Below are 14,100 nucleotides of genomic sequence, written 5' to 3' on the forward strand. Positions count from 1 at the left end.
GGGTAGACGCGTAGACGCACCTCCTTCGGCTTCTCGTAGAATAGTACGCAAAGAAAGATATAAGAAAGTAAAAAGAAAACCACTGTAGGGTGTGTTAGGCGCCTAATTTAATATCGTTTTTCATGAAAAACATGATTTGAGCGCCTAACGCACCCTACATAACATAAATATTATTAACAAATACGTGGGAGTTGCTCGCCGACAAGCATATCAACAATTCGTTCAGTACCAAAGAGAGTTTTTAATAAAACAATTCCTGCGGGTGAGGAAATTACTTCCGCGATTATACAAGCATCTTTTCCGGCTGGGTGGGATTTCATGGCTGATAAAACTGTGTCAGCATGTTCGTTTTTGACTACTACAACTAATTTTCCTTCATTCGCTAAATACAACGGATCTAAACCTAAGATTTCGCAAACTCCTTTGACTTCTTCTCGAATTGGAATTGATTGTTCATCAAGGCGAATTGCGACATTTGAACTGAGAGCAAATTCATTTAATACAGTAGCTAAACCACCGCGTGTAGCATCCCGCATTGCATGAATTTCGGGACAAACATCAAGGATAGTTTTGACTAAATCATGTAATGGCTGACAGTCACTTTCTATATTCGTTTCTAATGCTAATTCTCCACGGGCGATGAGAATGGCTGTACCATGATTACCTATTTCACCATTAATTATGACTACATCTCCAGGTTGAATATTATGGGCAGAAATAGAAACATCTGCACGAATTACACCAATACCTGTTGTATTAATAAATAATTTATCAGCGGCGCCACGATGCACAACTTTGGTGTCACCAGTGACAATTTGTACGCCAGTTTTATTGGCTGCAATTTTCATACTAGTAACAACACGGCGTAATGTTTCTATTGATAAGCCTTCTTCTAAAATGACGCTACAGCTAAGATATAAAGGTTTAGCACCACTTACCGCTAAATCATTGATAGTACCATTAACGGCTAATTCTCCGATGTTACTTCCAGGAAAAAACAAAGGATCGACTACATAAGAATCAGTTGTAAAAGCGAGTTTATTTCCTTGTTGAATGAGACTTGCTAAATCAAAAGTTGCTTGGTCTTCTAATTGTGAAAGAATCGGATTATCAAACTTACTGACAAAAACATCATCGATTAAATCGCGCATTGCTTTCCCACCACTACCATGTGCGAGAGTGATGTGAGTATCCTGGACTTTGGTGCGACGACGAACTGATTCAATTTTTTGAAATAAGGAATTAGCGTTTGTCATTGGTCATTTGAGACGCGATGAATTGCGTCTGTACAATGGTCATTGGTTAATATAGCAATCCTAATTGAGTTGTGAGAAAATACGGAATCCCAGATCCCCGACTTCGCATGAGTTGTCGGGGATCTTGCCTCTCACGAATGATTTAGGATTGCTATAGTCAGGTAAGAGTTAAATCTTGAAGTTCTCGTTTGAAACCTCAAAGTTCAAGCTTTAAGGCGATTTCTTTTCCCTTATCTCCCCCCTCTCCCGTGTCTCCCTTGTCCTCTTTCTTCAAGCTGCTGTGTATCCACCATCTACAAATAAAACAGCACCAGTAATATAAGAAGATGCATCGGAAGCTAGAAAAACTAATGGCCCAATTAATTCTTCTGGTTTTCCACGACGCGCCATTGGTGTAAAGGTGATAATTTGTTTTTGCTTTTCGAGCTTTTCATGCTCTGCATTTGCACCGAGCATGATATTTTCAAAATAACCAGGCGCGATCGCATTCACTCGAATATTTTTCGAGGCCCATTCTACGGCCATTACACGTGTCAGTTGGTTAATTCCACCCTTCGCAGCACTATAAGCAACTAACCCAGGAATACCCACAACAGAAGCAATTGAGGAAATATTAATAATTGAACCACCTGTTTTTTGCTTCATCATCTGGACAGCAGCAAATTGTGAACAGTGAAAATGTCCCTTCAAATTCACATTCAAAATTTCATCCCATTCCGATTCAGAAACTGCTTCTGCGGGTTTAATAATATCAATTCCAGCATTATTCACCAAAATATTAACTTGTCCAAACTCATTAACCGCAAACTGAATTAAATCATTACAACTATCACTCTCAGAAATATCAACAAAAGTTGCGCTTGCAACTCCTCCAAAAGCTGTGATAGTTTGGGCGGTTTGTTTCGCTTCCTCAAAATTGCGATCGCCAACAATCACTTTCACACCCAATTCAGCCAAACCCACAGCCATCACTTTTCCTAAACCCCGTCCAGAACCAGTGACAATTGCTACTTTTTCAGACAAATCAAATAGATTTTTTTGCATATTTTATTACTAAATCCCTACTCCTTCTTTCCCAAACACAGAAATACGACCATATTTGTAATAAGCTGCACACGCACCTTCTGAAGAAACCATACAAGTTCCTATTGGTGTTTCTGGAGTACAAGCAGTACCAAATACCTTACATTCCCAAGGCTTCATTACACCTTTGAGAATTTCTCCACACTGACAAGCCTTGTGATCTGCTACTTTGAAATTAGGAATAGTAAACTTCAATTCTGCATCAAACTGAGCATATTCTGAACGAATTTTTAACCCAGAATAGGGTATCTCACCCAAACCACGCCACTCAAAATTTTCTCGTGTTTCAAACACCGTATTCATAGCAATAAGCGCTAATTGATTACCCTTATTTTCTACTAATCGGCGATATTGATTTTCCACTTCACAGCGATTTTCGATTAACTGTTGTACCAGCATCAAAACTGATTGGAGAATATCTAAAGGTTCAAATCCAGAAATGACAATTGGCTTGTGATAATGTTGAGAAATAAACTCATAAGGTTCAGTACCAATTACCATACTGACATGACCAGGCCCGACAAATCCATCGAGTTGTAAATCGGGATTATCTAACAAGGATTGTAAAGCAGGAATCACGAGGACATGATTACAAAACATGCTGAAGTTATTAATATTTTCTGCTGCTGCTTGGAGGATAGTAAAAGCAGTACTAGGGGCTGTAGTTTCAAAACCTAACGCAAAAAATACAACTTCTTTGTTGGGGTTTTCTTTAGCAATTTTGAGGCTATCTAAGGGTGAGTAAACCATGCGGATATCTGCACCTGTAGCTTTCGCTTGTAGCAGACTTGTTTGCGAACCAGGAACCCGCATTGCATCGCCAAAGGTAGTAAAGATGACATGAGGATTTTGGGCGATCGCGATCGCATCATCTAACCTACCTTTTGGCATAACACACACCGGACAACCAGGCCCATGAATTAATTCTATTGCCTTGGGTAGGACTGCTTCAATGCCATATTTAAAAATCGAGTGGGTATGACCTCCACATACTTCCATAATTTTAATATGTTTATCTAGCAGGCAAGATAATTTTTCTATTTGCCATACTAGTGCTTTTGCTTTCTGAGAATCACGAAATTCATCTACATATTTCATATAAATGTTAGTCTTTGGTAGATAATATTAGTAATAATTCATTAAACCTAACTTTTAACCATAATTTCGGAAATTTCTTGTAGTATTTGCAAAGTTTCTGTTGCTTCTTTTTCGTTAATACGGTTCATAGCAAAACCGACATGAACTAATACCCAGTCACCAATACATGATTCAGGAGGATGTTGATCATCCACGATACAAGCAATGTTAATTTGGCGTTTTACGCCAGCGACATTGACAATGGCTAGTTTGTTATTTTGATCTGTAATTTCAATAATTTGACCTGGGATACCTAAACACATTTTTTGTTTTCCTGTTTAGTGAATTGGAAAGATAGTAAGCTTTAGGCAATATATAATATAGTTATTAAGTAGAACGGTTAAAAAAAACGAACTATGTGAATTAATAGTTTGTAGTAAGGACTTTAGTCCTCAAATAAGGACTAAAGTCCTTACTACAAACTGTTCTACTTATTTGATGAAATTAGCTGCTGCAATCACTGCTTGACCTAGTGATAATCCACCGTCGTTACAGGGAGTTAAGCTATGAGTCAGTGTGTTAATGTCTGAGTTTTTTAGATATTTAGTGATTTGTTCTAATAAGATACAATTTTGAAATACTCCTCCGCTTAAAACAATAGTCTTGATATGATGTTGTTGAGATAGATAATTAATCATTGTGACTATCGCTTGAGCTAAACTTATGTGAAACTTTGTAGCTATGACTTCTAGAGCAGTTTGCTGTTGTAGGTCATTTAATAACGCTTGCCACATTGGGCTTGGGTCTATACAGTAAATATTATCTAAAAATTTTATTTTAAAAGGATAATTTTGGTTATATTCATGATTATTTAAGATATTTAGATCAACTAAAGCTTCGATTTCCATTGCTGCTTGTCCTTCATAGTTACATTCTTCTCGGCATATTCCGATGGCAGCAGCTACGGCATCAAATAAGCGTCCAACTGAGGAAGTTAAGGGAGAATTGATGCTTTTTGATACCATTTGTTTGAGAAGTGGTAGGGGTTTATTTTCTAGGAATTTGATGATTTCTAAGTTATCATATTTACTTGTGATTTCTTCCCAGGTAAAGGCTGATATCAATTGGGCATAAGTGTTACGCCAAGGTTGGTAAATTGCCTGTTCTCCACCAATCATGGCTACTGGTTTAAATGTTGCTAATCGTTGGAATTGGTAGTAATTTGCCAACAGAAATTCACCACCCCAAAGTGTGCCATCTTCACCGTAACCTAAACCGTCTAAGGCGATACCTAATACAGGTGATGAATTTAAAGGAAGATTATTTTCAGCCATGCAAGCAGCAATATGGGCGTGATGATGTTGGGTAGAATAAATAGGAATTTGATTGGCTGATGCTAGTTCTTGACCGAGTTTTGTGGATAGATATTCGGGGTGTTTATCAATTGCGATCGCTTCTGGTTGATGCTCGAATAAATTTAAGTATAAGTTGAGCGTATTTTGATAGGCTGTAAAGGTGGCTGCATTTTCTAAATCTCCCAAGTGTTGAGATAAAATTGCTTGTCCATTCTTTAATAAACAAAAGGTATTTTTTAACTCGCCACCCATCGCTAAAATTGCTGGTGCTTGCTCAAATCCAGGTGGTAATTTAATCGGTGCTGGTGCATATCCTCTAGCGCGACGAATAGTTTGTATTTGATTACCAATTACCCGCACTACCGAATCATCAACGCGGTTAACAATTTCTCGGTTATGTAAGAGGAAATAATCAGCAATTTGACTTAATTTTTCTCGCGCTTCATCATTATCTATACATTGTGGTTCATCAGAAAGATTACCGCTAGTTAGGACTATTGGGCGGTTCATGCGCTTGAGAATTAAGTGATGCAAAGGTGTGTAAGGTAGCATGAAGCCAAGGGTTTTTTGTCCCGGAGCGACAGAAGGAGACAAGGAGGAAAGGGAAGTGTGGGGAGACAAGGAGGAAAGATTGCTTTTTTGTCCCCCATGTCCTTCTAGTTTCTTCGCCTGCAACAATACAATGGGTGCTGCGGGACTTTGCAATAATTCTCTTTCTTTGTCGCTGATAGTACAGTATTTCTCAATGACTTCTAAATCCCGCGCCATTAAAGCAAAGGGTTTGTGATACCGTTGTTTGCGCTGGCGAAGTTTTTGCACAGCAGTTTCATTCGTCGCGTCGCAAGCAAGATGAATTCCGCCTATACCTTTGATGGCGACAATTTCGCCTCTCTGCAATAAAGTACACACAGCATCAACATCATCTAACATGGAAAACATGGAAGCTGTAATTGGTTTACCATCAGCACGTTCTAATGTTGCTTTTGGTCCGCAGACATGACAAGCTACAGGTTGAGCATGAAAGCGACGATTTTCAACATCGTTATATTCTTTGGCACACTCTGCACACATAGCGAAAGCTGCCATACTGGTGTTGCAACGATCATAAGGAATAGCACGAATAATACTTAGGCGGGGACCACAATGGGTACAATTTGTGAAAGGATAGCGATACCAGCGACTATAAAAATCAAAAATTTCAGCTTGACATTGAGGACAAGTCGCAGCATCGGGGACAATTTCTGTTTTTACAGTACTACTAATACTGTGAGAAATGACAAAATCATGGAATACAATTTCTGTTTGATAACGCTTACGTGTGAGTTGATTAATTCTTGCCAAAGGTGGACATTCTTGTTTTAATCTTTTGATAAATTCTTCTATCGATACATCAGTTCCAGAAGCACGAATTAAAACGCCTTCACCATCATTACAAACATCACCACGTAATCCACAAGCTTTTGCTAATCGATATACAGTCGGGCGAAATCCTACCCCTTGAACAGTACCACGTACTCGAATTTCTTCAGTAGTCATTTGTTATTGGAGACGCGATTCATCGCGTCTGTACAATGGTTATTTGTGTATTTTCCACAGCAAAACTCGGTTATTCCCAGAGTCAGCGATTATTGCTGTGTTACCAAAAACTTTGATTCCATAACACCAGTTGAGACTATCTCGCTTTGGTTGTCCAAAATCGCGGTTTTCTCCTTTGCTTGTAAAATTATTTTGTCCTGCGATCGCATCAGCCGCAGCTCCTTGTAAAGATAAAATAGACTCAGGCTTTCTCCAACCTAATAACCGAGAATTAGCAGTATCGGCTACTAACAACCAATCATCAACAACATCAACACCATAAGGCATACTTAAACTACTCGCATTAGGAAAATAAACTCCTTGATTAATCTCAACAACATCAAAAGTTTTTTGTCCTAATACTACCGCACAAGGAGTATTATTTTCTCTAGGCATTCCCTCCCAAATCATCACACGATTATTTCCTGCATCTGTGATAACTAGATTCTCTCCCCAAAAGGTAATATCGTGACACCAACGCATACTAGAAGCAGAAGGACTACCACCGCCATTTTCATTACGTAATGTCATATCCGGTTGTCCCAAAACTAAATCCGCTGGTTGATTATTCTCTACAGGAATTTGATTCCAAACTAACACCCGGCGATTACCTGTATCAGCTACAAATAATCTTCCTTGGTGATAGAAAACCCCATAACACCAATTGAGAAAATTTGCTGCTGCTTCTTGCTTACCTTGATTTGCTTCGTAATCACTAAAATTTACTTGTCCTAAAACTAAATCTGCTGGAACATTGCTATCTTCTGGTACTTTTTTCCAAATCAAAACGCGGTGATTCCATGCATCTGCTACCGCTATTCCTTCACCACAGCGACAAATTCCAGTTGGTACACTCAAAGTTGTATTTCCTGGCGTACCTTTAGCATTTTGTCCTTCACTATTAAAATCTGGTTGTCCAATTACCCAATCAGCAGGTTGACTATCTTGGGTTGGTAAATTTTGCCATCCTAATAAACGATGATGTCCCGTATCTGCAACCCACAAAGGACCATTTTCTGATATTAAACAAGCTGCACGAGGACCAAACATTTCAATCGCGCTAGGTACAAGAGGAGTTGCTAATTCCTCCGGTTTCATGATTTTACCTAAAATGACTTCTGCACCGTTAGGTGATAATGGCAAATTGTGAGTATCTAATGCTGATGAAAAATTCATTTAAAAACCAATAAATAACAACTAACTATTAATACTAATTCAATTAATTATTGCAACATATCCTTGGGAAAGACGCGATAAATCGTGTCTATACAAATTATCTACTAACCACTAACATAATTAACTTACCGCAATCACATGATTGATTTCTGGACAATATATTTTAATTGTTTGTTCAATTCCTTGAGATAAAGTTAATGTCGAAGCTGGACAATTACTACAAGTACCGATTAATCTCACTTCTACTGTATCTGGTGCTTTAATTGCCACTAATTCTACATCTCCATTATGGCTTTTTAAACCAGGACGAACTTCTTCTAAAGCTTGTTGGAGACGTTGTTTTAAAGGTGGTGTTGGTGATTTGACTAGTTCATGATAAAGCAGTACGCCATAGACTACTTCGTCTTGAACTGCATTACGTAAAGCTGATATTGATTCTTGTTTGACACTTTTAATTAAACGGGTTAGTGCTTCTTTATGTAAGTCTTCGATAGCGCGTTTTAATCCTATCGCTACACATCTCTGGCTTTCTTCCCAATCGGAAATTATCGCTTCAAAACGGCTAATTTCTTGTACTAATTCTTCCAGGTTTGTCATTAGTTGGTGATTGTGTAAATCATAATTGTGTAGAGATGCTCCCAAAATCGTGTCTCTACTTCAGAGGTCATTGATAAAGTAAAAATAAAATCACGGTAGGGTGTGTTAGGCGCAGACTTCAATATAATTTGTAATGAAAAATACTTGAAAAGCGCCTAACGCACCATTTAGATGGCGGTGCGTGATAGCAAAGCCGTAACACAACGGCAATAAAGCGGGAGGAACATCCACGCCGCTTTTTGCCTCCCCTACTTAAGATTTACTTTATAAATGATCTCTCATGACAATAAATGAAATGATAATATTAGAGACGCGAAATTTTGCGTCTCTACTTCATGCGGAAATCTTGAAGCAAGAAAGGCATAATAGTACCCGTGGTTACACTCGACATTATTACTGTTAACCACAAGGGAAAATGTAAAAATAATGGTACTATTAGTAAGAGTAAACCAATGCTAGCACCAATAGCGGTTTGCTGCCAAAAATACTTATGGTCACGTATTAATTTACCCTTCAAAAATAACTTAGCAGAAAACCAGCCGATTTCTAACATATAACCTCCTAAAATTTGGGACAAAAATTCAGCAATAATAATCCTAATAGCATGGCTGGAATGACTCCAGCAGGGGCGAATAATCCACCTATTGTGGCAGCAAATTCATAACCTAATTCTTCTCCGGCTAAAAGTATGCCGCCAATTGCACCCCCGATTACAGAGAATACAGTTGCTATTAATAGCCATAGCAATCCTGTGAATATATTCACATCACCAGATGCTAAGATTGTAAGTATATCTGTCATAATTTTTTATCCTTTTTGTTCATAATTCTTCTAAAACTTGGGCTACTACTTCTGCTTGTTCTCGATATCCATGGTGAGTAAATATTTCCCAAGCTTGTTGATAATAATTACGCGCTTGTATGAGATTTTGATGATTACCTATTTCTGGTTGTTTTAAGTCATCAGGTAAGTTTAATAAGGCATTTGCTTTGTTAGCAATGGTGTTAGCGTATTCTATTGGTGTATCTTTGGAATTACGCACTTTCAACGCTTCATCATAAGCTGCGATCGCTCGCATCAAGTTATCCAAAGGATGGGATGATGGTAAATATTGCAGCGCATTACCCAAATTATTCTGCAACATCGCATATTCTCTGGGATGATCAATCAGATAAATGTGCTTCAGTGCAGCTTCAAAAGTTTGTACCGCTAACCCTTCAAACAAATATTGCTGTTGGGAACCTCCTGACATAGAAAGATATGCGATCGCAATATTGTTATGTAAAATTGCATATTCCTGCGGGTATTTTTCCCAGGTAAATACTCGCAAAGCATCTTGATATACCTGAATGCTATCTCCAATCCTTACCAAGTTGAATGGTACTAAAGACTGTAGCACCAAGCCATAGTTCATTTGAGCTTCCGCAAGTTCTTCTGGTGAGGCGAATTCTTGTAAAACAGGTAATGCTTCTGTGTACAAAACTTGCGCTTGCAATAAAAATTCTTCTGTATCACTCGGTATTGATCTTAGCGCTCCAGCCTTTGCTATTTTCGCTCGTGCTTTGAGCAAAAAGTCGTCATCATTACATAAATTTTCTGCTTCTTGATATAATGCGATCGCATTCCACAAATCTTGAGTAGTTTTGGGTTTTTTGACAAATCCATGTGCCATCTCAATCAGCATCTCAATTTTATCTTTTGTGGATGCGGATTCAGAATTAATAGCAGCAATTGCTGCTTTGACTGCGGTATCGCTAATACTTGGAGTCATCCGATTTGGGATTTTAGTTTGGATTTTAGATTAATTCCATAGATGAATCCGAGGGTTTATAACATCATGGAATTATCAACCATAGGTAATAATGCAGGAGACTGAAGTTAGTAATGGTCAATGGTAAATCTTATCTTGCTCCAACCAACAACCAACTAATAAACAACTACTCTCAGCTTTCACTAATATAAATTAGCTGCTCCTAAAAATCTAGTAGATGGAGATCACGATTTATCTCAATCTTAATCTATTAATTTTTTATTAACGATTTGTTGTTTAGCAATAACTACGTTATTGATATATAATTGCAGCCTATACATAAACCAAATGTTAATTATGTTGCAAAATAAATTATTAGAAATGTTTTTTATTAACTTTTCATGACTTTTATGAGTATAATTTCACTGTTTATTTGTTGAAATAATCAATAATATATCTATCTAACATAAAAAACAAACTAACATATCTATTTTTAATCTAGAGAAAATGCGGATATTATATGTTGTTAATCAATATCATATTCAAGTATTTATTTTTACTAAAAAGCTATATTTTGATTATTGATTTAGATTGATTAAATACATTAATTTTTATTTAAATATATAGAATGGAAACTGAATGTATTTGATATTGAAAATTAAATTGTTCCTTAAACTTGAAACTCTACAAATCTTTTAAGTGAGCATCATGAGCTGCGTACACCAAAAAGAATGAAAAACTGACCACAGATGCACACCGAGAAACACAGAGAAACATAGATGGGTTATAAGTTTGCTACTAACTTAATCCCCGTTACCCCTTATCCCCGATCCCCAATCCCCGATCCCCGATCCCCGTACTCTATGAGAAGCCGCTGACGCGTCTACGCGAAGCGTCTCCTCTGGAGAATCCCCAATCCCTACAAACACACAGCTAATGACTAACGTATTATGGTTACAAGGTGGTGCCTGTTCGGGCAACACCATGTCATTTTTAAATGCAGAAGAACCAACTGTCTGTGACTTAATTTCCGACTTTGGTATCAACGTATTATGGCATCCTTCCTTGGGACAAGAACTAGGAGACCATCTGCAAGGAATGCTATGGAATTGCGTTTTAGGTAAAATCCCTGTAGATATCTTGGTATTTGAAGGTAGTGTAGTTAATGCCCCCAATGGTACGGGAGAATGGAATCGCTTTGCCCATCGTCCGATGAAAAATTGGGTTAGCGATTTAGCAAAAGTCGCTAAATATGTTGTAGCGGTAGGCGATTGCGCGACTTGGGGAGGAATTCCGGCTATGGAACCTAACCCTAGTGAATCTAAAGGTTTACAATTTCTCAAACGCCAAAAAGGTGGTTTTTTAGGGGCAGATTACCGTTCCAAAGCCGGAGTACCTGTAATTAATATTCCTGGATGTCCCGCCCATCCTGATTGGATAACGCAGATATTAGTGGCGATCGCCACTGGTAGAATTGGCGATATTACCCTTGACGAATTCCATCGTCCTCAAACCTTCTTCAAAACCTTCACTCAAACCGGTTGTACCCGCAACATTCACTTTGCGTATAAAGCCAGTACTGCGGAATTTGGTCAACGTAAAGGTTGTCTGTTCTACGACTTGGGTTGTCGTGGTCCCATGACGCATTCTTCCTGTAACCGCATCTTGTGGAACCGCGTTTCTTCCAAAACCCGTGCGGGAATGCCTTGTTTAGGTTGTACCGAACCAGAATTTCCCTTCTTTGACCTCAAACCAGGAACCGTATTTAAAACTCAAACCGTCATGGGAGTTCCCAAAGAACTACCGCCAGGAGTCAAACAAAAAGACTATGCTCTACTGACCGTAGTCGCCAAAGACACAGCCCCACCTTGGGCAGATGAAGACTTTTTCTTAGTTTAGTTCGTAGTAAGCACTTAAGTGCTTACTACAAACCAATCATCAAAAGGACAAATCATGGGAACTCAAATATTAGACATCTCACCCGTGGGGAGGGTCGAAGGCGATTTAGATGTGCGGGTGGAAATCGAAGATGGACAAGTAGTTAACGCCTGGACTCACGCCGAACTCTTCCGAGGATTTGAAGTTATCCTGCGTGGCAAAGACCCCCAAGCCGGATTAATTGTCACACCCCGCATATGTGGAATTTGCGGTGGTTCTCACCTCACCTGTGCATCTTGGGCATTGGATACCGCCTGGGAAACAGAAGTTCCACCCAATGCAATTTTAGCCAGAAACCTCGGTCAAATAGTCGAAACAATTCAAAGTATACCCCGCTATTTTTACGGTTTATTTGCGATCGACCTCACCAATAAAAAATATCAAAATAGCCGTTACTATAGTGAAGCAGTCCGCCGCTTTGCTGCCTTTACTGGCAAACATTACGAAATCGGCGTCACAATTTCTGCAAAACCAGTAGAAATCTACGCCCTCTTAGGTGGTCAATGGCCCCATTCTAGTTACATGGTTCCTGGTGGCGTGATGTGCGCCCCCACCCTCACCGATATTACCCGCGCCTGGTCAATCCTAGAATATTTCCGCACCAATTGGCTAGAACCTGTATGGTTAGGTTGTTCCTTGGAACGCTACGAAGAAATCCAAACCTATGATGATTTTATGGCTTGGTTGCATGAAAATCGTAACCATCGCCAGTCCGATCTGGGTTTCTATTGGCGTATGGGTTTAGATATTGGTTTAGATAAATTTGGTGGTGGTGTAGGTAAATACGTCACTTGGGGATATTTACCCCATGAAGATAAATACCAAAAACCAACTATCACCAGCCGCAACGCTGCCATGATCATGAAAAGTGGAGTGTACGACAGTTACAGCGATACTCACACCTTGATGGATCATACCTTTGCCCGTGAGAATACAACTCACTCTTGGTACGAAGAAGGTACAGGAGATATTCACCCGTTCGATCGCACCACCAACCCCATCGCTAAAAATCATAAAGACTTCAATGGCGCTTATTCTTGGTCAAGTGCAGTCCGCCACACCGAATATGGACGGTTAGAAGCTGGTCCCTTAGCAAGACAATTGGTCGCAGGTGGTACACATGGCGAATCTTGGCAACATTATGATGGATTTATCCTTGATGTTTTCAAGCGGATGGGCGGCCCCAGCGTTCATCTTCGTCAACTCGCACGGGTTCACGAAATTGTCAAGTTGTATCGCCAAGCCGAACGCTGTTTGCGCGAATTCAAATTAAATGAACCTTGGTACATCAAACCCAAACAAAAAGATGGCCGTGGTTGGGGTGCAACAGAAGCAGCGCGGGGTTCCCTGTGTCACTGGGTTGAACTAGAAGATGGCAAAATCAAGAACTATCAAGTCATCGCCCCTAGTACTTGGAACATTGGCCCCCGTGACGCCGAACAAAAGCTTGGCCCCATTGAGGAAGCTTTAATGGGTACACCCATTGCTGATCCAGCTGACCCTATAGAAGTAGGTCATGTCGCCCGATCATTTGATTCTTGTTTAGTGTGTACAGTTCACGCCCATGACGCGAAAACAGGCGAAGAACTGGCGCGTTTTCGGACAGCATAATCTCGTTTTAACTTGGAGTCTTTGTGTCTTGGTGGTTAATAAAATTAATTGTTGAACCACCCTTCGGGTTCGCCAGTCCCCCATCGTGACGGAAACCGCCAAGACGGGGGCTGGTCTCACTAAGGCACGAAGACACGAAGAAAACTGAAAATTTATAAGGTAAGCTAGTGTCTAATTCTGAATTACACAATCATCTCGCCGGTCTTCCTGAAGTTGTACTGCAAGAGTTCACACAATGGTGTGTGCTGGAACAAGCAACAGCAGCAGGATACGAATTTACTCCGGATTTGGTGAAGTTAAAGAATCTGGAGACTGTAGATTATATTCATGAACTGGTTGGTCAATTTGCTGATGCTACCAGAAAATCGATTGAGGGAAGTATGGCGATTATGGTAGCAGGTAAGCAAGCTGACAATCATGCTTTACCTGGGATTGCTGCGATCGTTGATTTTATTTCTCTCTACGTCAGATATTTAGTCCCTAAAGGCCCAAAAAATGAATTACCAACAGATGAGAAGCTAAATTTAGCATCACAAGAACAGTTTGAGCAACTTTGTCAAATTGCCAAAAAACACAGTGTAGAAATTTAGTTGGTGGTTGGTGGTTGTGGGAACATCCTAATTTTTCCAATATACCTCTTTGAAAATAATGTAGACACGTGGCAACGCAACGTCTCTACAAG

Annotated in this window: 13 protein-coding genes; 3 read left to right on the forward strand and 10 right to left on the reverse strand. The window is 39.4% G+C overall.

Translation table 11 applies throughout. The features are described 5' to 3' along the window. Positions 1-173: 173 nt before the first annotated feature. From hypE to B4U84_RS16270, 10 genes are all read right to left on the reverse strand, one after another. Positions 174-1,256, reverse strand: coding sequence for a hydrogenase expression/formation protein HypE (gene hypE, locus B4U84_RS16225; RefSeq protein ID WP_131119446.1), 1,083 nt, complete (start codon positions 1,254-1,256; stop codon positions 174-176). 270 nt (positions 1,257-1,526) lie between these two features. Next, on the reverse strand, positions 1,527-2,300 hold the full coding sequence (locus B4U84_RS16230; RefSeq protein WP_017310141.1) for an SDR family NAD(P)-dependent oxidoreductase: 774 nt from the start codon (positions 2,298-2,300) through the stop codon (positions 1,527-1,529). A gap of 9 nt (positions 2,301-2,309) precedes the next feature. After that, positions 2,310-3,437 carry a hydrogenase formation protein HypD gene (gene hypD / locus B4U84_RS16235; RefSeq protein ID WP_131119448.1) on the reverse strand — a complete coding sequence of 376 codons (1,128 nt, stop codon included), beginning with the start codon at positions 3,435-3,437 and terminating at the stop codon, positions 2,310-2,312. 47 nt (positions 3,438-3,484) lie between these two features. Next, positions 3,485-3,739: a HypC/HybG/HupF family hydrogenase formation chaperone gene (locus B4U84_RS16240; RefSeq protein WP_131119450.1), complete on the reverse strand. Its 255-nt coding sequence runs from the start codon at positions 3,737-3,739 to the stop codon at positions 3,485-3,487. A 168-nt stretch (positions 3,740-3,907) separates the two neighbouring features. Then, positions 3,908-6,307 (reverse strand): carbamoyltransferase HypF, encoded by a 2,400-nt coding sequence (hypF, locus tag B4U84_RS16245; RefSeq protein WP_131119452.1) that lies wholly within the window; start codon positions 6,305-6,307, stop codon positions 3,908-3,910. A 39-nt stretch (positions 6,308-6,346) separates the two neighbouring features. Further along, the gene (locus B4U84_RS16250; protein ID WP_131119454.1) at positions 6,347-7,522 is read right to left on the reverse strand and encodes an NHL repeat-containing protein; all 1,176 of its coding nucleotides are present in this window, start codon (positions 7,520-7,522) and stop codon (positions 6,347-6,349) included. A gap of 120 nt (positions 7,523-7,642) precedes the next feature. After that, entirely contained in the window at positions 7,643-8,119 is a 477-nt protein-coding gene (locus B4U84_RS16255) for a NifU family protein (RefSeq protein WP_044450093.1), read from the reverse strand. A 328-nt stretch (positions 8,120-8,447) separates the two neighbouring features. Then, positions 8,448-8,672, reverse strand: coding sequence for a hypothetical protein (locus B4U84_RS16260; RefSeq protein WP_017310147.1), 225 nt, complete (start codon positions 8,670-8,672; stop codon positions 8,448-8,450). Positions 8,673-8,680: 8 nt separating this feature from the next. Further along, positions 8,681-8,920: an asr0689 family protein gene (locus B4U84_RS16265; protein WP_017310148.1), complete on the reverse strand. Its 240-nt coding sequence runs from the start codon at positions 8,918-8,920 to the stop codon at positions 8,681-8,683. A gap of 19 nt (positions 8,921-8,939) precedes the next feature. After that, positions 8,940-9,890: a hypothetical protein gene (locus tag B4U84_RS16270; RefSeq protein WP_017310149.1), complete on the reverse strand. Its 951-nt coding sequence runs from the start codon at positions 9,888-9,890 to the stop codon at positions 8,940-8,942. 915 nt (positions 9,891-10,805) lie between these two features. Here B4U84_RS16270 and B4U84_RS16275 point away from each other — a divergent pair. The 3 genes from B4U84_RS16275 to B4U84_RS16285 all read left to right on the forward strand — a co-directional run bounded on the left by B4U84_RS16275 (position 10,806) and on the right by B4U84_RS16285 (position 14,008). Further along, on the forward strand, positions 10,806-11,768 hold the full coding sequence (locus tag B4U84_RS16275; RefSeq protein ID WP_017310150.1) for a hydrogenase small subunit: 963 nt from the start codon (positions 10,806-10,808) through the stop codon (positions 11,766-11,768). Positions 11,769-11,822: 54 nt separating this feature from the next. Then, positions 11,823-13,418 carry a nickel-dependent hydrogenase large subunit gene (locus B4U84_RS16280; protein ID WP_131119456.1) on the forward strand — a complete coding sequence of 532 codons (1,596 nt, stop codon included), beginning with the start codon at positions 11,823-11,825 and terminating at the stop codon, positions 13,416-13,418. Positions 13,419-13,585: 167 nt separating this feature from the next. Further along, positions 13,586-14,008 (forward strand): hypothetical protein, encoded by a 423-nt coding sequence (locus B4U84_RS16285; protein ID WP_131119458.1) that lies wholly within the window; start codon positions 13,586-13,588, stop codon positions 14,006-14,008. The last annotated feature ends 92 nt before the right edge of the window (positions 14,009-14,100 follow it).

The organism is Westiellopsis prolifica IICB1 (assembly GCF_004323185.1).
Lineage (GTDB): Bacteria > Cyanobacteriota > Cyanobacteriia > Cyanobacteriales > Nostocaceae > Pelatocladus > Pelatocladus prolificus_A.

Excerpts from the sequence above, each read along its gene's own strand:
- B4U84_RS16240 (WP_131119450.1), bottom strand. The coding sequence starts at position 3,739 with ATGTGTTTAGGTATCCCAGGTCAAATTATTGAAATTACAGATCAAAAT.
- hypD (WP_131119448.1), bottom strand. The coding sequence starts at position 3,437 with ATGAAATATGTAGATGAATTTCGTGATTCTCAGAAAGCAAAAGCACTA.
- B4U84_RS16270 (WP_017310149.1), bottom strand. The coding sequence starts at position 9,890 with ATGACTCCAAGTATTAGCGATACCGCAGTCAAAGCAGCAATTGCTGCT.
- B4U84_RS16250 (WP_131119454.1), bottom strand. The coding sequence starts at position 7,522 with ATGAATTTTTCATCAGCATTAGATACTCACAATTTGCCATTATCACCT.
- B4U84_RS16230 (WP_017310141.1), bottom strand. The coding sequence starts at position 2,300 with ATGCAAAAAAATCTATTTGATTTGTCTGAAAAAGTAGCAATTGTCACT.
- B4U84_RS16255 (WP_044450093.1), bottom strand. The coding sequence starts at position 8,119 with ATGACAAACCTGGAAGAATTAGTACAAGAAATTAGCCGTTTTGAAGCG.
- hypE (WP_131119446.1), bottom strand. The coding sequence starts at position 1,256 with ATGACAAACGCTAATTCCTTATTTCAAAAAATTGAATCAGTTCGTCGT.
- hypF (WP_131119452.1), bottom strand. The coding sequence starts at position 6,307 with ATGACTACTGAAGAAATTCGAGTACGTGGTACTGTTCAAGGGGTAGGA.
- B4U84_RS16275 (WP_017310150.1), top strand. The coding sequence starts at position 10,806 with ATGACTAACGTATTATGGTTACAAGGTGGTGCCTGTTCGGGCAACACC.
- B4U84_RS16280 (WP_131119456.1), top strand. The coding sequence starts at position 11,823 with ATGGGAACTCAAATATTAGACATCTCACCCGTGGGGAGGGTCGAAGGC.
- B4U84_RS16260 (WP_017310147.1), bottom strand. The coding sequence starts at position 8,672 with ATGTTAGAAATCGGCTGGTTTTCTGCTAAGTTATTTTTGAAGGGTAAA.
- B4U84_RS16265 (WP_017310148.1), bottom strand. The coding sequence starts at position 8,920 with ATGACAGATATACTTACAATCTTAGCATCTGGTGATGTGAATATATTC.